At 37.2% G+C, this 20,950-nt stretch carries 25 protein-coding genes; 5 read left to right on the forward strand and 20 right to left on the reverse strand.

Annotation, left to right across the window (positions count from 1 at the left end):
• From JOC83_RS10280 to JOC83_RS10320, 9 genes are all read right to left on the reverse strand, one after another.
• Nucleotides 1–1,014, reverse strand: coding sequence for an ABC transporter ATP-binding protein (locus tag JOC83_RS10280; protein ID WP_275580427.1), 1,014 nt, complete (start codon nt 1,012–1,014; stop codon nt 1–3).
• A complete protein-coding gene (locus JOC83_RS10285) occupies nt 1,014–1,934 on the reverse strand; it encodes an NlpC/P60 family protein (RefSeq protein ID WP_205186825.1) in 921 nt (306 codons plus the stop codon). Before JOC83_RS10285 ends, JOC83_RS10280 begins: the two co-directional genes overlap by 1 nt.
• A 23-nt stretch (nt 1,935–1,957) precedes the next feature.
• Nucleotides 1,958–3,037, reverse strand: a complete 1,080-nt coding sequence (locus JOC83_RS10290) for a dipeptide epimerase (RefSeq protein ID WP_205186826.1) — start codon at nt 3,035–3,037, stop codon at nt 1,958–1,960.
• A complete protein-coding gene (locus tag JOC83_RS10295; RefSeq protein ID WP_205186827.1) occupies nt 3,034–3,975 on the reverse strand; it encodes a S66 peptidase family protein in 942 nt (313 codons plus the stop codon). Before JOC83_RS10295 ends, JOC83_RS10290 begins: the two co-directional genes overlap by 4 nt.
• Before the next feature lie 110 nt (nt 3,976–4,085).
• Nucleotides 4,086–5,717, reverse strand: a complete 1,632-nt coding sequence (locus tag JOC83_RS10300; protein WP_205186829.1) for a peptide ABC transporter substrate-binding protein — start codon at nt 5,715–5,717, stop codon at nt 4,086–4,088.
• Nucleotides 5,718–5,757: 40 nt separating this feature from the next.
• Nucleotides 5,758–6,759 (reverse strand): ABC transporter ATP-binding protein, encoded by a 1,002-nt coding sequence (locus JOC83_RS10305; protein WP_205186831.1) that lies wholly within the window; start codon nt 6,757–6,759, stop codon nt 5,758–5,760.
• Between the two features lie 4 nt (nt 6,760–6,763).
• The gene (locus JOC83_RS10310; RefSeq protein ID WP_205186833.1) at nt 6,764–7,717 is read right to left on the reverse strand and encodes an ABC transporter permease; all 954 of its coding nucleotides are present in this window, start codon (nt 7,715–7,717) and stop codon (nt 6,764–6,766) included.
• Nucleotides 7,717–8,649, reverse strand: coding sequence for an ABC transporter permease (locus tag JOC83_RS10315; RefSeq protein ID WP_205186835.1), 933 nt, complete (start codon nt 8,647–8,649; stop codon nt 7,717–7,719). The genes JOC83_RS10310 and JOC83_RS10315 overlap by 1 nt, the downstream gene beginning before the upstream one ends.
• A 14-nt stretch (nt 8,650–8,663) precedes the next feature.
• A complete protein-coding gene (locus tag JOC83_RS10320; RefSeq protein ID WP_205186836.1) occupies nt 8,664–9,488 on the reverse strand; it encodes a M55 family metallopeptidase in 825 nt (274 codons plus the stop codon).
• Nucleotides 9,489–9,706: 218 nt separating this feature from the next.
• On the opposite strand from JOC83_RS10320, the gene JOC83_RS10325 reads away from it, so the two are divergent.
• A complete protein-coding gene (locus JOC83_RS10325; protein WP_205186837.1) occupies nt 9,707–10,999 on the forward strand; it encodes a purine/pyrimidine permease in 1,293 nt (430 codons plus the stop codon).
• 43 nt (nt 11,000–11,042) lie between these two features.
• Here the strand turns inward: JOC83_RS10325 and JOC83_RS10330 are convergent, their stop codons facing one another.
• Nucleotides 11,043–12,284, reverse strand: a complete 1,242-nt coding sequence (locus JOC83_RS10330; protein WP_205186838.1) for a bacillibactin exporter BcbE — start codon at nt 12,282–12,284, stop codon at nt 11,043–11,045.
• Between the two features lie 386 nt (nt 12,285–12,670).
• On the opposite strand from JOC83_RS10330, the gene JOC83_RS10335 reads away from it, so the two are divergent.
• A complete protein-coding gene (locus tag JOC83_RS10335; protein WP_205186839.1) occupies nt 12,671–13,885 on the forward strand; it encodes a NupC/NupG family nucleoside CNT transporter in 1,215 nt (404 codons plus the stop codon).
• Between the two features lie 157 nt (nt 13,886–14,042).
• Here JOC83_RS10335 and JOC83_RS10340 read toward each other — a convergent pair whose 3' ends face one another.
• The gene (locus tag JOC83_RS10340; protein WP_205186840.1) at nt 14,043–14,333 is read right to left on the reverse strand and encodes a hypothetical protein; all 291 of its coding nucleotides are present in this window, start codon (nt 14,331–14,333) and stop codon (nt 14,043–14,045) included.
• Between the two features lie 315 nt (nt 14,334–14,648).
• Between JOC83_RS10340 and cspD the strand changes: the two genes are divergently transcribed.
• Nucleotides 14,649–14,849, forward strand: a complete 201-nt coding sequence (gene cspD / locus JOC83_RS10345; protein ID WP_205186846.1) for a cold-shock protein CspD — start codon at nt 14,649–14,651, stop codon at nt 14,847–14,849.
• A 66-nt stretch (nt 14,850–14,915) separates the two neighbouring features.
• Here the strand turns inward: cspD and JOC83_RS10350 are convergent, their stop codons facing one another.
• Genes JOC83_RS10350 through JOC83_RS10360 form a run of 3 tightly spaced genes read right to left on the reverse strand, consistent with a single transcriptional unit; the run spans nt 14,916 to nt 16,093 of the window.
• Nucleotides 14,916–15,185, reverse strand: a complete 270-nt coding sequence (locus JOC83_RS10350; RefSeq protein WP_205186847.1) for a DUF2564 family protein — start codon at nt 15,183–15,185, stop codon at nt 14,916–14,918.
• Between the two features lie 54 nt (nt 15,186–15,239).
• A complete protein-coding gene (locus tag JOC83_RS10355) occupies nt 15,240–15,422 on the reverse strand; it encodes a zinc-finger domain-containing protein (RefSeq protein ID WP_205186848.1) in 183 nt (60 codons plus the stop codon).
• A 17-nt stretch (nt 15,423–15,439) separates the two neighbouring features.
• Nucleotides 15,440–16,093, reverse strand: coding sequence for a ribonuclease H family protein (locus JOC83_RS10360; RefSeq protein WP_205186849.1), 654 nt, complete (start codon nt 16,091–16,093; stop codon nt 15,440–15,442).
• Nucleotides 16,094–16,315: 222 nt separating this feature from the next.
• On the opposite strand from JOC83_RS10360, the gene JOC83_RS10365 reads away from it, so the two are divergent.
• Nucleotides 16,316–16,993 (forward strand): queuosine precursor transporter, encoded by a 678-nt coding sequence (locus JOC83_RS10365; protein WP_205186851.1) that lies wholly within the window; start codon nt 16,316–16,318, stop codon nt 16,991–16,993.
• Nucleotides 16,994–17,026: 33 nt separating this feature from the next.
• Complete coding sequence (locus JOC83_RS10370) at nt 17,027–17,425, forward strand: reverse transcriptase-like protein (RefSeq protein WP_205186853.1); 399 nt, start codon at nt 17,027–17,029, stop codon at nt 17,423–17,425.
• Nucleotides 17,426–17,558: 133 nt separating this feature from the next.
• On the opposite strand, the gene JOC83_RS10375 is transcribed toward JOC83_RS10370, so the two are convergent.
• The 6 genes from JOC83_RS10375 to JOC83_RS10400 form a co-directional block, all read right to left on the reverse strand.
• Nucleotides 17,559–17,837, reverse strand: a complete 279-nt coding sequence (locus JOC83_RS10375) for a DUF6123 family protein (RefSeq protein WP_205186855.1) — start codon at nt 17,835–17,837, stop codon at nt 17,559–17,561.
• Between the two features lie 90 nt (nt 17,838–17,927).
• Nucleotides 17,928–18,386: a divergent PAP2 family protein gene (locus tag JOC83_RS10380; RefSeq protein ID WP_205186857.1), complete on the reverse strand. Its 459-nt coding sequence runs from the start codon at nt 18,384–18,386 to the stop codon at nt 17,928–17,930.
• A 48-nt stretch (nt 18,387–18,434) separates the two neighbouring features.
• Nucleotides 18,435–19,028, reverse strand: a complete 594-nt coding sequence (locus JOC83_RS10385; protein ID WP_205186858.1) for a hypothetical protein — start codon at nt 19,026–19,028, stop codon at nt 18,435–18,437.
• Between the two features lie 104 nt (nt 19,029–19,132).
• Nucleotides 19,133–19,744, reverse strand: coding sequence for a hypothetical protein (locus JOC83_RS20005; protein ID WP_239583452.1), 612 nt, complete (start codon nt 19,742–19,744; stop codon nt 19,133–19,135).
• Between the two features lie 143 nt (nt 19,745–19,887).
• A complete protein-coding gene (locus JOC83_RS10395; RefSeq protein WP_205186859.1) occupies nt 19,888–20,151 on the reverse strand; it encodes a YpbS family protein in 264 nt (87 codons plus the stop codon).
• A 31-nt stretch (nt 20,152–20,182) separates the two neighbouring features.
• A complete protein-coding gene (locus JOC83_RS10400; RefSeq protein WP_205186860.1) occupies nt 20,183–20,938 on the reverse strand; it encodes a nucleotidyltransferase domain-containing protein in 756 nt (251 codons plus the stop codon).
• Nucleotides 20,939–20,950: the final 12 nt, after the last annotated feature.

Below are 20,950 nucleotides of genomic sequence, written 5' to 3' on the forward strand. Positions count from 1 at the left end.
TTACTTTGTTACAGCGATTTCATGGTGATTTTGGTCGCCCATAATGCTTTTATCATACAAATGGCAAGCAACAAAATGCTTCTCTTCTACTTCTTGCCACTGTGGTTTTTTTGTTGCACAAGCTTCCATCGCAAATGGACATCGTGTTCGAAACACACAGCCGCTAGGAGGATTCATCGGACTTGGAATCTCACCTTTTAAAATCATTCGTTCGCGCGTATCTTCTACATCTGGATCTGGAATTGGAATAGCAGACAATAAAGCTTGCGTATATGGGTGAAGCGGCTTTTTATAAAGCTCGTTACTTTCTGTCAATTCCACCAAATGCCCTAAATACATCACACCAATACGATCACTAATATGCTTAACCATTGAAAGATCATGAGCGATAAACAGATAGGTTAAGCCTTTCTCTTTTTGCAACTTTTTCATTAAATTCACAACTTGTGCTTGAACAGATACATCTAAAGCCGAAATTGGCTCATCTGCAATAATAAAATCTGGATTTAATGCTAGTGCTCGTGCAATGCCAATACGTTGTCTTTGTCCACCACTAAATTCATGTGGATAGCGATTAGCATGATCTCGATTTAGTCCAACATCTTCTAATAATTGATAGATACGCTCTAACCGTTCTTTTTTGTCAGTATATAAACCATGCGCCTCCATTGGTTCTGCGATAATTTCACGTACAGTTGAACGTGGATTAAGTGACGCGTAAGGATCTTGAAAGATCATTTGCACGTTTCGATAGAAAGATAGCTTCTCTTTTTCGGTTAGTGTATGTACATTCTTGCCGTCGTAGCGTACTTCTCCATCTGTTCGATTATACAAGCTAATAATTGTACGCCCCGTTGTAGACTTACCGCATCCAGACTCACCAACTAAGCCAAATGTTTCTCCTTTATATATATCAAATGATACATCATCAACCGCTTTTAACGTTTTACCCTTCTCAAGATGAAAGTACTTTTTTAGGTTCTTTACTTCTAGTAGTTTGTGCTTTGTCATCATTAAGCCTCCGTCTCTTGCCAGTAACGTCTTGCTACACAGAGTTCTTTTTCATAATACGTACCTTCTAATGAAAGAATCTCGATATCCTTACCCGTTTTTGGAGAATGAATCATTTTCCCCTCTCCGTAGTAAATCCCTACATGACGGACATTTCCTTTTCCTTCATCATTTGCAAAGAATACTAAATCTCCACGTTTCAACTGATCAAATGGTACATTTTCACCTTTTGTAGCTTGATCGTGTGCATCCCGTGGAATAAGGTAGCCATTTGCCTTACACATTGTGTAACTAAAACCTGAGCAGTCGAACCCATAGCTACTCATTCCACCCCATAAATAAGGTAATCCTAGAAATAACTCACCTGCTTTTACAATATCATCACCGTTTCCTTTTACCCTGCTTGGATTTGTTGATGATAGCATAATATCTTGACGATTTAAGTATCCTTTACCATGTGGGGTCCATACCTCAACCACTTCATCATATTCTTTTAAAACAGGTAACGTTGTTTGAAAGGTTAGCTCGAACTTCTTTTGATTTTGTGCGCTATATAAGTCTGTAAAAGCACGTGTTACAATCGCAAATTGAGTTAACTCAACTTGTTCGTCACTTTTTACGAGCTGATGGCTAGGAATCCACCCAGGGTAGCCTCGGTTGTCTTTTGAAGAAGTTTGTTCAGTAATGACCACATGTGACCATTCTCCCTTCTCTTCCGTGACAATCACTTCTTGCCCAAATAATACTTGCGATTGAACAAGATTGCGGTCACATAACTCTAACCGTGTTTCATAAGTTAAGGAATCTAGCCACTTTTGGATGTCTACTGAACTCGAAATAGCTAGTTTATCGATTTCACGAGCTGAATTAAAAGACGTCCAAACCGTTGCAACTGGAACACTTATGACTGCCTTTTTACTCACCTTTCATTCCTCCTCTACTTTTCTTACGTGTGAATACGTTCAATGCCTAGTCCTGATGTAGTTGGCATCATGATTTTACGTCCTTCGTACTTTATTCCTCCTACAATTACATCTTTTGCAAGCATAAGAGGCGCATCAAAATCAAACCTTGTTATGTTTTTCTTACTAGCTGCAAAGTGGGCAGCGGCAGTAATGCCAAGACGCGTTTCAATCATGCTTCCTACCATGCACTCGACCCCACACACTTCAGCGAAAGCATTAATTTTTTGCGCCTGATAAATGCCACCAGCTTTCATCAGCTTAATGTTAATTAAATCTGCACTTCGTGTTTTTAGCACTTCAAATGCTTGCTTAGGTGTAAACACACTTTCATCTGCCATGATGAGCGTATCTACCCCATCTGTTACTTGTTTTAACCCTTCTATATCAGCCGCTTGCACAGGCTGTTCGACTAATTCAATCTCTAAACCAAGGTCTTCCATCGTTCGAATTGCTCTCACCGCAGCTTTTGGAGTCCATCCTTGATTAGCATCTAATCGTATTTTAATGTCGTATCCAATACGCTTCCGAATTTCTTGAATACGCTTAATATCTGTTTCAATTTCATCTTTTCCTACTTTAATTTTTAAGACGTCGAAACCTTGCTGAACATATTCTGCCGCGTCTTCTCCCATTTCTGCTGGGCTATTTACACTGACGGTATAATCTGTTTCAAGTTCGCTTTGATATCCTCCAAGAAGCTGATAGAGAGGTAGATTACAATGTTGAGCCAAGCAATCGTAAATAGCCATGTCAACAGCTGCCTTTGCACTAGAATTTTGAACTAAGCGTGCATTGATTTGTTGAAACAAAGATTCATGGTTTAGAAGACTTTGTCCGATCAGTGCTGGCTTTAACACATGATGTATCGCTGATTCAATGCTCGCTAAACTATCTCCTGTAATAACAACCGTCGGAGGCGCTTCTCCCCATCCAACAATGTTATTTTCACATGTTAGCTTTACAACAATGGCTTCTGCTACTTCGACTGTTCGAAGTGCGGTTTTAAATGGCTTATGTAAGGGAACCGCTATTCGGAACGTTTCTAGCTGTGTAATTTTCATTCTGCTTCATCCTTTTCTTCAATGCCACTTTCGACAATGAATGTTTGGTCGTATGTATTCATCCTTCCAATAGAGCCAATTGGGATTGCAATAGTAGGTGAACAATGCCCAATTTTAAAGCCTTTCATTGTTGGCTTATTCGCTTGTGCAATATGATACGTAAAAATCTCGTCTAATGTTAGCGACTGTTCTCGCTTCACAGGGTCACAATTGTGGAAATCACCGATGATAATCCCTTCTGCATCTTGAAATTTCCCTGCCATTTTTAGTTGATTGACCATGCGATCAACTTTATACGGTTCTTCATCAATATCTTCAATAAAAAATACTTTTCCTTTTGTATCCACCTCAAATGGAGTTCCTAATGTATTGACTAACAACGTTAAATTACCACCAATTACAGGGCCGCTTGCCTCACCCTCTACGACGGTTTCAAGCGGTGATAGATGATTTGTATATTCAATTGGCTGTTGGTTAAAGAGCTGTTGAAACGATTGTTTCGTCAATTCATGGACATCATCAAGTCCAATATCAGAACTTAACATTGGCCCATGAAATGTAACAAGTCCTGTTTGTTGATGAATGGCAGTATGTAAAAACGTAATATCACTATAGCCCCAGAAAATTTTCGGATGCTGTTTAATAAGATCATAATTTAGTTTAGACACAATGCGCCCAGTACCAAATCCACCACAAGCACAAACAATGGCATGAACCTCAGGGTCTTTAAACATACAATGTATGTCTTCTAAACGTTCTTCATCTGTTCCTGCTAAATAACCATATTCCTTGTAAACGGATGTTCCTATCTTCACGTTTAGCCCTAATTCCTTCAGGAAGTCCAGTGACTTTTTTAATTGTTTTGCATTAGGAGGACTTGCCGGGGCAATAATTCCAACTGTATCTCCTCGTTTTAGTCTTGCTGGTTTCATAGTCATTTTTCTTCACCTCTTTATGAGAAAAAGAGAGGGAGATGACTCTCAGGAACAAAAAGAAACGCTCCCTTTTTCTTGGTCAACTCCACTCACTATACTCTAAAATTATTTAATTAGTTTTTATCTGCCCATTTCAGTTCCATATATCCAACAGGATGACGAACGATATCAGATACTTTTTCATTTTGTAAATATACGTGATTATAAAAATGAATTGGAATAATTGGCATTTCATCAAGTAAAATCTTCTCTGCTTCATACATTAACTCAAAACGCTTTGCTTCATCTGCTTCATTCATCGCTTGTTTAACTAAGCTATCATACTGCTCGTTGCTCCAAGCTGTACGGTTCATTGAATGTCCTGTTTGGAAGTTTTCTAAGAAGTTAATTGGATCTGCGTAGTCTGCTAAGAATGAGCTACGAGATAATTGGAACTTAAGTGCTTTTTGCTCATCTTGGAAGACGTTCCATTCCATGTTCGCTAGCTTCACATCGACACCTAAGTTTTCTTTGTACATCTGCTGAAGTGCTTCAGCAATCTTCTTATGTGTATCACTTGTGCTATACGTTAAAGTAACCTCTGGAAGTGTGTCATACCCTTCTTCTTGCATTCCTTTTTCAAGTAATGCTTTTGCTTCTTCAAGGTTTGTTTTTGCTAAATCACCGCTTGTTTCACGGAAGTCTTTTTCTGCTGCATCGTTAAAGCCGTAAGAAACGAAACCATACGCTGGCTTTTCTTCATTTTTCGTTACAAAATCAACCATTTGTTGTTGATCGACTGCTAAAGCAAACGCTTTACGAATGTTTTTGTTTTGGAATGGCTCTTTTTCTAAGTTAAAACGGTAGAAATAGGTTCCTGCTTGATCTTCTACTTTTACTTTACCTTCACTAAATAGCTTCTCACTTAAATCAGCTGGAACATCTGCCGTATCAAGCTCTCCTGTTTGGAATAATTGATAGTCTGTATTTGTGTCATTAACCATCGCCCAGTGAACTTTATCTAACTTTACTGTATCTGCATCCCAATATTGTTCGTTCTTTTCCATGACGAAGTGGCTATCGTGCTCCCACTCTGTTAATTTAAATGGTCCATTTGCTACAAATGTATCTGCTTCTGCAAACCATTTTGGATTGTCAGTTGCTACTTTTTCATTAATTGGGAAAAATGCTGGATTTGCGATAACACTTAAGAAATACGCTTGTGGACTTGTTAATGTTACTTCAAATGTTTTTTCATCAACTGCTGCTACTTTCACATCATCAGCAGAGCCAGCGCCTGTGTTAAAAGCTTCTCCACCTTCAATAAAGTAACCTAAAAATGCTGCTGGTGAACCAGTTGCCGGATCTAATAGACGCTTCCAAGCAAATACAAAGTCTTGTGCCGTTACATCATCGCCATTTGACCATTTAGCATTATCACGAATATGAAACGTATACACTTTTCCATCCTCTGATACTTCCCATTTTTCTGCAATTGCAGCTTGTGGCTCATGATTTGCATCTAAACGCGTTAACCCTTCCATTAAGTTATTTAACGCATTCCAAGAAACGGAATCGAAACCGATTGGTGGGTCAAAAGAAGTTGGCTCTGAACTATTGTTTAGACGTAATACTTTTTCACTGCTACCTTCCTTACTGCTTCCATCACTTTTTGCTGGCTCACTACCCGCATCTTTCGTTGCCGTACAGGCAGCCAGTGCTAATACAAGCACAGCCATTACACATAATGAAATTAACTTTTTCATGATGTTCCCCCTCTTTTTTATTATCTATCAATCTATAAGACTAACTTATAGTTGAAAGCATCGCTTTTTTTGCTCGTTCATCTTGTAACCAACAATCAACGTGATGTTCATTCGTTAATTTTGTTTTAAATGGATAGACGCGGTCGCATACTTCCATCGCTTTATCACACCTTGCAACAAAGGGACACCCTACTGGTGGTGAAAACAAATCTGGTGGTGAACCTGCAATAGGAGTCAATTCTTCTCCATCTAAATCAAGTCGAGGCACCGACTTCAACAATCCTTGTGTATATGGATGTTGAGCGTTATAAAAAATCTCTCTTCGACTTCCTTGCTCCACAATTTTCCCTGCGTACATCACAGCGATACGGTCGGCTACTTGTGCAACAACGCCTAGGTCGTGAGTAATTAAGATAATGGAGACGCCTGTTTTTTGCTGTACCTCTTTAAATAACTCTAATATTTGCGCTTGAATGGTAACATCCAATGCAGTTGTAGGCTCATCAGCAATTAAGACTTCTGGCTGACATACAAGAGACATCGCAATAACAATACGCTGCCTCATTCCACCACTAAATTGATGCGGATATTGCTTTAAGCGCTCTTCAGGGCTCGGAATCCCAACGAGTGTCAGCATATCAACGGCTGCTTTTTTCGCTTCTTCTTTTGATCTATTTTCATGCTGCATAATGCCTTCTATAATTTGCTCCCCAACAGTAATCGTTGGGTTAAGCGCTGTCATTGGGTCCTGAAAAATCATGGAGATATCAGCACCACGAACCTTTCTCATTTTTGGCTCTGTTAGCTTTACTAAATCTTTACCTTGAAATAAGATTGACCCGTTTGTAATTTTACCTGGAGGGTTTGGAATTAAGCGCATAATGCTTTGTGAAGTAACACTTTTTCCACATCCCGACTCTCCTACAATGGCTAGCGTCTCTCCTTTATGTAAATCAAACGTGACGCCACGAACCGCTTTTACTTCTCCTCCATATGTAGCAAACGAAACATGGAGATTTTGCACTTGTAGTACTTTATCCATGATGTTACCTCCTTAGCTTCGGATCTAGTGCATCTTGTAATCCATCTCCTAGCACATTAAACGAAAACATCGTTAGTGAAATAAAGAGTGCCGGGAAAAACAAACGCCACCAGTAGCCTGATAGAATGGTTGATAGCCCATCGCTAGCCATTACACCCCAACTCGCATATGGAGCTTGAATGCCTAAACCGAGAAAGCTTAAAAATGCTTCAGCAAAAATCGCACTTGGAACGGTTAACGTCATCTGTACAATAATTGGTCCCATTGTATTTGGAAGAAGGTTTTTCCGGATAATCCGTGCTGTTTTGGTTCCAAAGGTTTTTGATGCGAGAATAAATTCATAGTTTTTGATTTGTAGAACTTGTCCACGAACAATCCTGGCCATACCAATCCAGCCAGTCACCGTCAACGCGACAATAATGGTTAAGAGTCCTGGTCCCATGACAACCATTAATAAAATGACGACTAATAGATAAGGTAAGCCATATAAAATCTCAACGATACGCATCATTACGTTATCTGTTTTACCACCTTTGTAACCTGCAATTCCTCCATAAATTATGCCAATGATAAAATCAATGAGCGCTGCCATAAAGCCAACAAATAAAGATATTCGTGCCCCGAACCATGTTCGTGCAAAAACATCTCTTCCCATATCATCTGTTCCAAACCAATGTTCACTTGAAGGCGGTAAATTTTGATTTGCTAATGATTGTTTAATTCCATCATGAGGAGAAATAATTGGACCAATGATAGCCATAACAATGAGCACGGTTAAAAAGAAAAGACCACCCATTGCTAACTTATTTTTCAGAAGTCGTTTCCACGCATCTTGCCAATAAGAAAGGCTTGGTCGAACAACAGCTTCAGCATCCGCTTTGTTTTTTTTCTTAGGTGTAAACCACTCATCTGGAATATTCGGTGAGTTACTATACTCTTGTTGCTTTGGGAATCCCATCATTTGCCCTCCTTCTTATGAAGCTTAATACGCGGATCTAAGATTCCATATGCTAAATCAACCAAAAAGAGCATAAGAATTAAAAATGCGCTGTAAAAAACAGTTGTACCCATAATGACTGGATAATCTCGTTGGTTAATGCTTTCTACAAAGTACTTTCCCATACCTGGAATGGCAAAAATTTGCTCAATGACAAATGTTCCCGTTAAAATACCAGCAGCAAGCGTACCTAATACCGTGACAACTGGCAGTAGTGCGTTTCGAAGCGCATGTTTAAAGACAATTTTAAATGGTGTTAACCCTTTCGCTCTCGCTGTTCGGATATAATCTTGTGTTAACACTTCTAGCATACTTGACCGTGTTAAACGAGCAATAATGGCCATCGGGCCCGTTGCTAAAGCAAGTGTTGGTAGAATCATATGTTTCCAGCTTGTCCACGTAGCTACCGGTAAAATGCCCCAGTTCACAGCTACTTGTTGAATAAGTAATGTAGCCATGACAAAGTTTGGTATTGAAATACCTAGCACAGCAAACGTCATCGCCAAATAATCAATGATACCGTTATGTCGAAGGGCAGCTAGCACGCCTAATGTAATTCCTGACAGAACTGCTATCACGAGCGTAATCATTCCTAATTCAAAAGAAATTGGAAATCCTCTTCCTAACAAATCATTAACGGTTTGTGAAGGTTGTGTAATCGAAGGGCCAAAGTCTAAGGATACTAACGATTTTAAATAGATGAAGTATTGAATAATGAGAGGTTCATCTAAATGGTAATGAGCTTCTAAATTCTTCTGTACCATTTCACTTGTATTTCGTTCCTCATTGAATGGTGAACCAGGAATTGCATGCATTAAGAAAAAGGTTAATGTCACTATTAGCCACAATGTAATAACCATGGCAAGAATTCGTTTAAAAAGATATGTTCCCATCTCTCTCACACTTTCTAACAGAATGTTGTTCTCATCGCAAGTTCAGTCATGACGAGCATTGCTCGATATGCTTCTAATATGTCTTTTGCCTCGTATCGTACAATCGTTGTTCCCTCTTCTAACACAGTCCCTGGCATGAGACTCGCCCATTCTGCTTGTCCGTAGTTCGCAAATTCAATGCGAAGCGTTGGGTGGTCAGGTGGAACTAACGGCTTTACATGTTCTTTATTTTGAAGAGCTACTACTGTTTTCTCCCTTAACAACTCAGCAGATTTCGCTGGTGTTAAGCTTTTCGCAACAGAACGAGAAATCGTTTCTTTTACCACAGCAGTCGTCACATTTGGAATGAGTGACTCTGCTTCTAATGCAGCTTGATCATCCCCTGCTACCATAATAACGGGTACACCATAATATCCTGCTACATATGCATTAAATCCTAATTCGCCAACTACTACATCATTTATGTACATATGTCGAACGCCAAAAATCATTGAGTGTGACATCACGCCTTTCATCGATGCCCTTGCATGATATCCGACAAAAATAGCTGCTGAACATGTTTCATCTAGTCCTTCAACCATTGAATAAGGCTTTGCTCCACCCGATATTAGTGTCGTATCAGGATGAAGATTTTCAATTAATAAATTGTTCATTTGTGAATGACTATCGTTCACCAATACTTCGCTACAGCCATAATCAAATGCAGCTTGAATGACAGCGTTCGCTTCACCCGTCATAATGGCTCGACTACGCTCATAGTTATGTTTACTTGAATCAACCTGCGTGTGATCGACCAATCCTGTAATACCTTCCATATCAACTGACATATAAAGATTCATTTTCTCGCCTCCTCTCTTTTTATTATTTAAATTTTCTTAAAATTATAGTTCTAAATTCCAAAAATTTCAACAATTTCTTGAATAAAAAGTCATTTCTTCCTATTTTTATCTAAAATGTGCGCTGATTCACATATAAAAGATTTTATTTAAGATGAATCGTCTTCCAATCAATTCCTCTATTTTTTTGTGAACTATGATAAACTGAAAGATAGGCTTACATGAAGGAGGTTACCTCATTGAAAACGACAATCGCTTCTTTGCAATGGTTTTTATTTATCGTTTCTAACAGTATCATCGTACCGATTGTCATTGCATCTCAATACGGTCTCAACTCAAGCGATTCAATTGAATTTATTCAACGAACTCTTTTTGTACTCGCTCTTTCTGGATTATTACAAGTACTAGTCGGACATCGTTATCCAATAATGGAAGGGCCAGCTGGCGTATGGTGGGGAGTATTTTCTCTTTATGCAGGTCTCGGCGTCGTGTTGTTTGGTTCACAAGGCGAAACACTGCAAGTTTTACAATTTTCTTTATTAGCAAGTGGAGTGATTGGTATCTTTATGAGTGTCTTTGGACTCGTAGACAAACTTTCCCGCTACTTCACACCGCCTGTGATTGGTACATATTTAATTTTACTCGTGGCTCAATTAAGTGGCTCTTTCTTAAAGGGAATGGTAGGTATTGATGGCACGGACACTAACATAAAACCGCTCATTACCGTTGGTTCTCTCATCATCGTTCTGCTTTCTTTTTGGGTTACTTCACACCGCTCACTGAATAAATTAAATATTATTATTAGTATTGGTTTAGGGTGGGGATTATTTGCGTTAATGGGCCTTACTGAGCCCATCCATTTTGAAGACCATCTATTTTACCTGCCAGAGCTGTTTGTATTTGGAACACCTCGTGTAGAGTGGAGCATGGTGATTACTTCTTTATTTGTTACATTTATTTTAATCACAAATATGCTAGCTTCAATTAAAGTTGTAGAATCAGTCTTGACTCAAAAAGGGGAAAAGATCGAAGGAAATACCGTCAAACGGGCAGGAATAGCATCGGGAGTTAGTCAACTATTAGGAGGAAGCTTCTCTGCAGTAGGTGCCGTACCTATTTCGGGATCTGGTGGATTTATCGCTACAACAGGCATCGTTCAGCGTCTGCCTTTTATTATCGCTTCTGTTCTTTTACTATTAGTTAGCTTGTTTACACCACTTACAAGTATCCTGTCATCTTTACCTGCAGCCGTTGGATACGCAGCGATTTTCCCTGTGTTTGCAAGCATGCTAACACTAGGTATGAAAGAGTTTAAACAAGCAAAAGACGAAGAAGATGCGTTAAAAAGAGCAGGTATTCCACTTTTAGCAGGTATTGGTGTGATGTTTATTCCTCCAAATTCTTTTTCCAATCTCTCTCCTATCTTAACAACGTTGTTAAGCAATGGTCTTGTATTCGGAACAATGATTGCTATTGGTATAGAAGTCGTTTATTCTTTTCGACATCGTTCATAAATAATGAGCCCCCGTCACATTGTTTTAAGTGACGGGGGTTTTGTTATGATAATTTATATTTTGTCTTTTTGACTGAAACACTTTTTTCCTTCGGCTTAATCGCTTTTAATACGATTAATGCACCAATAACACTTAATAAGAGCGACAATTGAAAGACCGCTGCATTAGACCAATTCATTAAAAATGTATAAAGAGGTGGTCCAGCAGCTACACCTACAAAACGCATTGAGCTATAGATGGAGGTAATCGTCCCTCTTTCTTCTTTCTCAATCCCTTCTGTTATTAGCGCATCTAAGCTTGGTAATGAAATGCCAATTCCTATCCCAGCAACAACGAGTGCTGATAGTAAAAAAGGCAATGTATCTTTAAAAAAGAGAACAGCAAATGAACTAGTTAACAATACAAAACCAATAAAAGTACACCATTTCATTACTATTTTATTTTTACCAATTTTCTTACCTGCTACGTAAGAAGCAATAGACAACGCTAATAGTGGGATAGCCATAACAAATCCCTTTTGTGTGTTTACGATTTGATATTGATCTTCTAAAATCGTTGATAAGTAAAAAAGAATACCGAATAGAACGAGCATAATAATTGCTCCTAAAAAAAAGATTGCTAAAAGCCAGCCTAAATTCTTTTTCAGCGTAGCTTTTACCATTATAACGAATTCTTTTATATTTTGTTTCGGTTCCTGTTTCGCTTTTTCTTTTTTTGGTGGTTTTACGAAAAAGAGGACAAGGAGAATAGAAATGGCACAGAAAATGGGAATGAACCAAAATGGTAAAAACCAAATAAATGATGCTAAAAAAGCACCTAAAATAGGACTTAACACTTTTCCAAATGTGTTAGCTGTCTCGATTAAGCCTAATCCATTTGATACTTCTTTTTCGTCTTCAAACATGTCTCCTACACATGGAAGAACGACTGGCATTGCTCCAGCTGATCCAATTCCTTGTATCGCTCTCCCCACTAAAATTAACCAAAAAGGATTCGCTAGTTGCCACGATGCCCACCCTGTTAATGCTCCTCCTATTCCAGCTAACATTAAACTTGGAATAATGACTATTTTGCGGCCAAACCTATCTGATAAATACCCTGCTACAGGAATAAGAAAAATAGCGAAAATAGAATAGACAGTAATAATCATTGACACTTGAAATGCACTGACTTGAAGCCTTTTTTCAATAACAGGAAGAACTGGAATAAGCATTGAATTTCCTAGCGTCATAATTAACGGCACAGACGCAAGAGCTAGTAAATCAGCAGTTTGCTTCGTTTTCATCTTACCCTCCATATGAAGAAAACTTCTCTTCTCTCTTACTCAATGTGTACAGTTATACCTCTAATATTGTCCTCTATTCTTAATGTGATATTCCTCCCTTAAAATGGCATCATATTTCACTTAATAATGATGTACCTTTTAAATATAAAGCGGTTTCAAAAACCTTATAGATAGCTCATTTCTCAATTGTGTTATGATACTTTTTTAAATTTTTTCAATGAAAACGCATTAATTGGAAATAATAAACTTGCGAAAAGATGAAAATTTCTCTTTCATTTTTCGACAAAAACCCTTATATTATGACTAGGAGATTTAAGAGGTATGACGTAAGAAGTCTGACAACGCGTCTTATCTCATATAAATACTATATAGAAAAGGTGGAGTCTATGAACTACTTGTGGGGTTTACTTGGAATTGTATTCGTTTTCTTTTTAGCATTTTTAATTTCTAATAATCGAAAAGCGATTAACCCACGTACGATTCTTGTAGGATTAGGGGTACAAGTACTATTCGGATTTATCGTATTAAAATGGGAGTTTGGACGCGCTATGCTTCAAAAAGTAACAGTTGGCGTTTCAAACGTAATTGCTTATGCTGATCAAGGTGTAGGATTCTTATTTGGTCCTTTAGCAGACCCAGAAGCTGTTGGATTTGTTTTTGCAATTAAAGTATTAACGCTTATCATTTTCTTCTCTTCTTTAATTGCTGTTTTATACTATCTTGGTATTATGCAGCTGATCATTCGCTTCTTAGGTGGTGGACTATCTAAGTTACTTGGTACAAGTAAGACGGAATCACTTTCCGCTGCTGCAAACATTTTCGTTGGACAAACAGAAGCACCGATGGTTGTACGTCCGTACATTTCAAAGATGACACAATCTGAGTTATTTGCAGTTATGACAGGTGGTCTTGCATCTGTAGCTGGTTCTGTATTATTTGGTTATGCAGCATTAGGAGTGCCAATTGAATACTTATTAGCAGCAAGCTTTATGGCGGCTCCAGCTGGTTTGATTATGGCAAAAATGATTGTTCCAGAAACAGAAACATCTGCTACAACAGATGAAATTAAAATGGAACGTGATAAAGAGACGGCTAACGTAGTAGATGCTGCTGCTCGTGGTGCATCTGATGGTTTAAAATTAGCTGTTAACGTTGGAGCGATGCTTCTTGCGTTTATTGCATTAATTTCATTATTGAACGGAATTTTAACTGGTATTGGTAACTGGTTTAACTTTGAAGGCTTAACATTAGATTTATTATTAGGTTACTTATTTGCTCCAATTGCATTTGTAATTGGTGTTCCGTGGAGTGAAGCGGTTACTGCTGGTGGATTCATTGGCCAAAAGCTTGTATTAAATGAATTCGTAGCATACTCTGGATTCGCGCCACAAATTGACCAATTATCTGACAAAACAGTAGCTGTTATCAGCTTTGCTCTTTGTGGATTTGCAAACTTATCATCTTTAGCTATTCTTTTAGGTGGTCTTGGTGGAATGGCACCAAACCGTCGTCAAGATATTGCTCGCTTAGGGTTCCGTGCTATCATGGCTGGTACATTAGCTAACCTTTTAAGTGCTGCGATTGCAGGTATGTTCTTATAATACCATTAAAGAATGGAGTCAAAATGGACAAAGCAACATCATTTGACTTAACGTAAAAACCCCCTTGTTCATTACTGAATGAACAAGGGGTTTTTTCATTAAAAAGTGTTGAAAATGACCGTAAATTCTAAGATAAGCCTTAGATTTTTTATACGTCTCAAATAATGATTTGATTGTTTGGTTGGTCTTCATGATACATAAATTGTTTGTCAATGATATGCTCAATGTAAATGGTCGTTAAGTCACTTTTTTTCACTTGGGCAACAATTAGGCCTAATGGATCTCCAATTGTAAAACTTGTACCATCATTAAACGATAACAACTTATCCCCAAGCTGTAAGATGCGTTTATAAACACTTTCTTTTTCTTCACTTGTTCGAACAGTAGACGTTTCCTTTAATGAAAATAACAAAATGATTTCTTGTCCATTGACTTGACTTCGATACATGAAAATCAACCCCTTGTGTATACTTCATTTTATTTCTTATTGACAGTATACTCTTAGTAATAGGCTAACCATAACTTGCACACTGAAATTTTTGCAATTATCTCTTCTCTTTATTTTACCTAAAAAATAATTTTCAGTAAATAAAAATAATTCCAATTAAATAACCTAAAAAAGTAAGCGCTATCTCTTGACGTCAAAATCACATTATTGTATATTAGAAACAATCATCTAGCCTAATATCAGAATATTATGTGAGATGATAATACGTTTCAAAGTAGCAAAAGTATGCTACAAAGTATTAGGAGGATTCTATTTATGCAAAACGGTAAAGTAAAATGGTTTAACAATGAAAAAGGTTTTGGTTTCATCGAAGTTGAAGGTGGTAACGATGTATTCGTACATTTCACTGCTATCCAAGGCGATGGTTATAAATCTCTAGAAGAAGGTCAAGAAGTTTCATTTGAAATCGTTGAAGGAAGCCGTGGACCTCAAGCAGCTAACGTAACAAAACTTTAATTATAAATGGCTATGTCATTTATCCATAGAAGAACGATAAAAAGAGGCTTTAATCAGCCTCTTTTTTTATTGTTTCGCTTCAGTTAATTGATGACTACAAGCTTGAAGCTCTTGCTCACAACGCTTCAAAAACTGCTCGTCTACACCCGTTTCATTTGCTCTTGCTTGTGCTAATTGAGCTTGTGCATCAGCAACTGCGTTTGATGCCTGCTGTAATTGATCTGGATCCATACTAATTGTAGCGGTTCCTACCATTTTTTCTGCAGCTTTAATCGACATTTGCACTTGTTGCAAATCATTATATCCTGATGTAATTTCTTCATTCATTTTATCCATTGAAAACACCTCCATATGGATAGAATGAAGCTTCTCGACTAAAAATATACCTTGTTACTTTTTAAGTAATAAGTCACCGTACTGTTTAATCTTCTCACCAATTGTACAATTTTTTATACAAAAAGATTGAGCATAATTTTTACCATGCTCTTTTTTAAGTGTTTTTTTTACAAAACAGCCTTCGCAATAATAATCCAGCAGCTCTGTGACTTCCTCTAATAATTGTTTACGTTCCAACGTTCTTCATCTCCCATTTAGACTTTTTTATGACTTGAAATTGAGATGTTGTTCAAGGCTTGAGAAGCTAACTGATCTGCTTCTTGATTTTGTTTACGTGAGATGGGTTCATATACAGGATAAATGCTAAATTCTTTCATCTTTTCTTCAATTCGGTCTAAATATTTATTAAACTCTTCTTCAAAGCAAGGCCATTCTCCAGATAGTTGATTCAGAACAACTTGTGAATCTCCACGTAGTACCACTTTCATATGATGCACACCAAGCTCTTCTAACTGCTGCATGAGATACAGACAAGCTGCATATTCTGCTTCGTTATTTGATTGTATTTGTTCTAATTGAACATTCTGACGAATACGATACTCGCTTTGATTCTTTTTATAGTAAATCACAACTCCTACTCCCGCTAACTCCGTATCTCGATCATAACCACCATCAAAATAAGCAACAATGTCATATGGCTCAGTTTCTACTTCTTGTAAAAATTTCTTCGCTTCTTTTAATGTCCATCTTTGACCTTGTTCATCAATTATAACAACGCTTTTCGTTCTTCCTGTTTTCTCTAAATCGTCAACTACCTTTAATGCCTCATTGGCTTCAATACTTGCAGATTGAAACAATAATTGTGAGCCTTTAGGTGACTTGTAGTGCCATTCAATTTGAAAGTTCATTGTACAATACCCTTTCATTCCTAGCGTTTTTTCTTACTATATAAACATTTTGACTATTTCATGCACTATTTTCATCATAAATAAACGACTATTTTACGTTTATACTTAACTCATAAATAAAGATGTTGTATAATATTTTGCATTGTGTCTATTTTGGAGCTTTAACATTGCACAATCGTATCACTTGGTGAAAGTGTAATCAAGTATTTTGGAGGTAAAGTAATGTTTAATGAAGTGTTATGGTTTGTTTTTGCACTTATAAATTTCAGCTTGTTATTAATTATCTATCGTTTTTCCGGAAAGGCTGGTTTATTTGTTTGGCTTGGATTTTCTACGGTTGTGGCAAATTTACAGGTTGTCAAAACGATTGAATTATTTGGCTTAACTGCAACGCTTGGTAACATCATGTATGGAACAGCCTTTTTTGTAACGGATTTACTGAATGAAAAGTATGGGAAAGATGAAGCGCGAAAAGCCGTTTGGCTTGGCTTTTTCACTCTTATTGCAATGACAATTATTATGCAATTTGTGCTTGCATTTGAGCCTGCTTCGATCGACTTTGCACAAGAGTCCCTTGAAACGATCTTTGGACTTCTTCCTCGCATCGCATTAGGAAGCTTGTTAGCGTATATGATTAGCCAACATTTAGACGTTTATTTATTTTCCTTATTAAAAAAGAAATTTCCTCATCCTTCTCAGCTTTGGATTCGTAATAACGGTAGTACAATGGTTAGTCAGTTTGTCGATACGTTGGTCTTTACACTGATCGCATTTATTGGCTTTTACCCTTTATCAGAATGGATTCAAATCTTTATTACCACCTATTTTATTAAAATGATTGTAGCCATCATTGATACACCTTTTATTTACTTAGCACGATCATTCAAAGTAAAATCATAATGAAGACGTACAAGCAGATAGGGGGAAATTTGGTTGATTGAAGTTTACATTGATGGAGCAAGTGCAGGAAATCCTGGGCCTTCGGGTGCAGGTATTCATATTAAAGGAAATGGGGAACACCATCGTTTCTCGTTACCATTAGGAACGATGACTAACCATGAAGCAGAGTATCATGCATTAATTAAAGCGTTAGAAATTTGTGTAGAAAAAAAATATAAGGTTGTATCGTTTCGAACAGATTCTCAATTAGTTGATCGAGCTATTGAAAAGGAATATGTTAAAAACCCAACTTTTTCTCCATTACTTGCACAAGCGCTAGAACTTACAAAGCAATTTGATTTATTTTTCATGAAATGGATTCCAAGTAGTGAAAATGCAGCGGCTGATGAGTTAGCAAGGAGAGCCATTACGAAGCAAAATGAAAAGAGATAATCCCAAAAACACACTAAAAATGAATACAACATCCCTTGCCCTTCTATCCGTTCATTTTAGTGAATGTTAAAGGTAAAGGATGTTGCGTGCTGAGTTGAATCGGGCGTTTTTCCCTATTTTAACTCAGCTTTTTTCATGTAATCATTCCTTTTTCTTTCAAAAAAAGAAAAGCTTGTTTTTTGGTTTTAATTTTATTTAATATAATACTCTCTAACAATGAAAGAAAGAAGCTACCATCAAACTCTTTTTGAACTTTTAAGGTCCATTCGATTGCAAACATAACCATGTCATCCGACGCTTCAGTATAGTGTTGACCAAACATAATAAAGCCTTGCGCATCTTCTCGTAAGTAAAAGCCCTTATCTTTCAGATAAAGAAGGTATTCCTCTACAGTTTGAACAGTTCTCATCACTACGGTGCCCCACCCTTTGCTTGTTGTTCCTTCTTTATCTTAGCTTACTTCACTCTGTTTGACTACGATGAATTTAATGAAAAGAAACGATTAATTTCTCTCTAAAAAATACCCTAATGCGCCCATCGCTACCCCTAATATAGCTCCACCAACAACTTCTTCAGGTTGATGACCCAGCATTTCCTTAAGGCGCTCTTCTGCTAAATCATGAAATCCTTTATCAGGCTCACCTGCAAGACGTTCAATTTCTTCATCTAACGTATTTACTTTAATTGTAATTTCTCCTGTTTGTCTTCTAATACCTTGTGCGTCATACATGACAATAATGCCAAAAATGGAGGCTAGTGCAAACTCAGTGGATGAAATTCCTTTTTTTAGCCCAATATACGTAGCTAAAGATGAAACACCTGCAGAATGGGAACTTGGCATTCCTCCCGATGAAGCAACTAATCCCCAATTCCATACACCGGTTTCATACTTTTTAATTGGTACTTTTAATAGTTGTGCCACTCCAATGGATGCAAGCGAAATAACAACACCTTTATTCATCTTATTCACCTCACCTATAGTGTCGTAACAAATGAAGTGAAGTATGCGTTATTTCACTCGCTTAACTTCAATATTTTGTTCTTTTAGCATAGTAGTAATTCTGCTTTTGCTGCCCATTAACTCATGATTTAATGGGAATTCCCACTCTGTACCATCTTTAAAAGAAAAGACAAGAGCAATTTCTTTTGTTTCTTGATCAGAAGGATTAAGAATACTTTTTGCATCCGTTACCTCGTCCCACAGGTAGCAACGCTCATCAAAGCTAGTTAACGGGTTGATACAAATTCCTTCATTACTCATATGTTCATAATAGAAGCACGCTGAAATTGCAATCAATAAAGCGAGAAAACAACTAATGATGCCACTCCCCATGATGAGTCGACTTCGATGAGTCACTTTTGTCACGTAAATTAAAAGACCACCCCAAATCACACATAAAGCACATATAGAACCGATAAATACAATGGACGAATACATTCGAGGCTGAAAAAACCAATATGTATCATTAGACATGATCCACTCTTGAAGCGGGTATACAAGCACAAATGGAAAGAAAATACTCGATAAAAATAAAATACAAATAAACACAACTTGTAACGGAATCAATTTGCTTTCTTGACTCGAAATAACCGTTCGATTCATAGACATCAACCTTTTTATTGAAAATTTAGAATAAACACCTTTTCGATTATACCATATTTAACCAAAAAGGACGCTTATCTATTAAGATAAGCGTCCTTTTTTCGTTAGCGTTTATTCTTTTGAGCTTGATTGTTCATTTTTTTTGCTTCTAACTCTGCATATGAACCAAATTCTTGGCTATACTGGCTGCTTGATTGCTGCTTTGCATCAAGAGCTTTGTTATGAGAGTTATTTTTGTTTTGCTCTACATTAAACTCAGATGCATACTCTTGACCATATTGGCTTTGATTTTGCATTTGAGATTGAGCTTGACTTGCTTTTGAAGAAGCTTTGCTCGCGTTAAACTCAGATGCAAATTCTTGACCATATTGGTTTTGTTTTTGCATTTGAGATTGAGCTTGACTTGCTTTTGAAGAAGCTTTGCTCGCGTTAAACTCAGATGCAAATTCTTGACCATATTGGTTTTGAGACTGGCTTGCCTGACTTGCACGTTGAGCTTGACTTGGTTGTTGTGCTGAACCAGCCTGAGGATTTGCAGCGCCAAACTCAGAAGCATACTCTGCTGCGTATTGATTGTTTTTGTTTGCATGCTTTGCATTCTGAGCTTTTTGAGCTTGATTCGCTTTAAACTCAGAAGAGAATTCTTGGTTATATTGGTTTTGCTTAGCATTGTTATTGCGTTGTGCGTTTGCATTACCTTTTTTTGTTCTTCCCATTACAATCTCCTCCTTTGTTGTACCTCGTTGGTACAATCTTAGTATGGATTGATTAGGGATTTGTATGAACAGTAAAATTAATCAAAATAGGCATTGGTTAGATGTTCTTCATAAGTTATCCAGGCTGACGAAGAAAGGAGACATTACTTTTGATTTAAACGTGATACATACTCTTCAACCATTGATTTAGTCACCGTTTTTCGTGTAGGAACAATTCCATTTTTAGCTAATTCATTAATTTGTGTTGTAACTATATTAATTTCATCTGTTGTAAACGACTCATTATTTTGACACTTTGTGACTGCTCGTTCAATATATTGCTCACGAAGCATATCTAATTGTGCAAATGTTTTTACAAGCTGGTGTTGCTTTTGGGAATGTGCTGAAATTTCTTTATGTACGCTCATTGTGTAATTCCTCCATTGTTGTTTATTCTGTTTATGAAAGTGTTGTTAAAATAAGGTCGTTAACAGAAGAATAATCAATGTTTCCTTCCGTTAACCGTGAGATTTGTTCGTATGTTAATGACAACTTCCCTTCTATTGTATCATGAACATGCTTTATATCTGTCTGAGATACAGGATAACCGTTTCTTTTTGCATTGACAAGTATCATGGTGCAGTCCCTAAACGTTTGGTTACTATCCGCTTCTGTCACTAACCTGTCAAATATAATTGGTGGAAGCTTTTGTTGATGAATAATGACTTGCAATGATAAATAAGCGCGCATAATATGCAAATAGCGCTTGATTTCCTCCATTGTTGCATCGTTTTTACGCTTTTTATGCAAATTTGTTTTTAACAATTGAAAATAGTGAAAGCTAAGGGCCTTATGTGAATACTGACTGCTAATATTTGTACGTAAAGCATGCGCAAATGCTTGATTTTCTTTATAGATAATAGATGAATGAAGCCACTCAAAGAGCGATGGATTTGACTTTGTAAATAAATGCATCGCTTTATACAAATCCCATCCTTGGATATCGTCATGATTACACCCTTCATTTATCACTTCATTTGGACGATTTAAACGTAAATAATCGTTTACCTCATGTTTATATATAAAGCGAACGTCGTAATCACTTTCAGCAGTCGCTAAGCCATAGGCTCTACTTCCTGCCTCACACGCATATAAGATTGTAATGTTACGTTTATGCTCTATTTCTTTTAATCGCTCTTGAATCGCTTCTTTCATCCTAGACTCTTC

This window comes from Priestia iocasae (assembly GCF_016909075.1).
GTDB lineage: Bacteria > Bacillota > Bacilli > Bacillales > Bacillaceae_H > Priestia > Priestia iocasae.

Coding starts and splice junctions, on each gene's coding strand:
- JOC83_RS10280 (WP_275580427.1), bottom strand. CDS start 1,014: ATGATGACAAAGCACAAACTACTAGAAGTAAAGAACCTAAAAAAGTAC.
- JOC83_RS10290 (WP_205186826.1), bottom strand. CDS start 3,037: ATGAAAATTACACAGCTAGAAACGTTCCGAATAGCGGTTCCCTTACAT.
- JOC83_RS10295 (WP_205186827.1), bottom strand. CDS start 3,975: ATGACTATGAAACCAGCAAGACTAAAACGAGGAGATACAGTTGGAATT.
- JOC83_RS10300 (WP_205186829.1), bottom strand. CDS start 5,717: ATGAAAAAGTTAATTTCATTATGTGTAATGGCTGTGCTTGTATTAGCA.
- JOC83_RS10305 (WP_205186831.1), bottom strand. CDS start 6,759: ATGGATAAAGTACTACAAGTGCAAAATCTCCATGTTTCGTTTGCTACA.
- JOC83_RS10310 (WP_205186833.1), bottom strand. CDS start 7,717: ATGGGATTCCCAAAGCAACAAGAGTATAGTAACTCACCGAATATTCCA.
- JOC83_RS10315 (WP_205186835.1), bottom strand. CDS start 8,649: ATGGGAACATATCTTTTTAAACGAATTCTTGCCATGGTTATTACATTG.
- JOC83_RS10320 (WP_205186836.1), bottom strand. CDS start 9,488: ATGAATCTTTATATGTCAGTTGATATGGAAGGTATTACAGGATTGGTC.
- JOC83_RS10325 (WP_205186837.1), top strand. CDS start 9,707: ATGAAGGAGGTTACCTCATTGAAAACGACAATCGCTTCTTTGCAATGG.
- JOC83_RS10330 (WP_205186838.1), bottom strand. CDS start 12,284: ATGAAAACGAAGCAAACTGCTGATTTACTAGCTCTTGCGTCTGTGCCG.
- JOC83_RS10335 (WP_205186839.1), top strand. CDS start 12,671: ATGAACTACTTGTGGGGTTTACTTGGAATTGTATTCGTTTTCTTTTTA.
- JOC83_RS10340 (WP_205186840.1), bottom strand. CDS start 14,333: ATGTATCGAAGTCAAGTCAATGGACAAGAAATCATTTTGTTATTTTCA.
- cspD (WP_205186846.1), top strand. CDS start 14,649: ATGCAAAACGGTAAAGTAAAATGGTTTAACAATGAAAAAGGTTTTGGT.
- JOC83_RS10350 (WP_205186847.1), bottom strand. CDS start 15,185: ATGGATAAAATGAATGAAGAAATTACATCAGGATATAATGATTTGCAA.
- JOC83_RS10360 (WP_205186849.1), bottom strand. CDS start 16,093: ATGAACTTTCAAATTGAATGGCACTACAAGTCACCTAAAGGCTCACAA.
- JOC83_RS10365 (WP_205186851.1), top strand. CDS start 16,316: ATGTTTAATGAAGTGTTATGGTTTGTTTTTGCACTTATAAATTTCAGC.
- JOC83_RS10380 (WP_205186857.1), bottom strand. CDS start 18,386: ATGAATAAAGGTGTTGTTATTTCGCTTGCATCCATTGGAGTGGCACAA.
- JOC83_RS10385 (WP_205186858.1), bottom strand. CDS start 19,028: ATGAATCGAACGGTTATTTCGAGTCAAGAAAGCAAATTGATTCCGTTA.
- JOC83_RS20005 (WP_239583452.1), bottom strand. CDS start 19,744: ATGGGAAGAACAAAAAAAGGTAATGCAAACGCACAACGCAATAACAAT.
- JOC83_RS10395 (WP_205186859.1), bottom strand. CDS start 20,151: ATGAGCGTACATAAAGAAATTTCAGCACATTCCCAAAAGCAACACCAG.
- JOC83_RS10400 (WP_205186860.1), bottom strand. CDS start 20,938: ATGAAAGAAGCGATTCAAGAGCGATTAAAAGAAATAGAGCATAAACGT.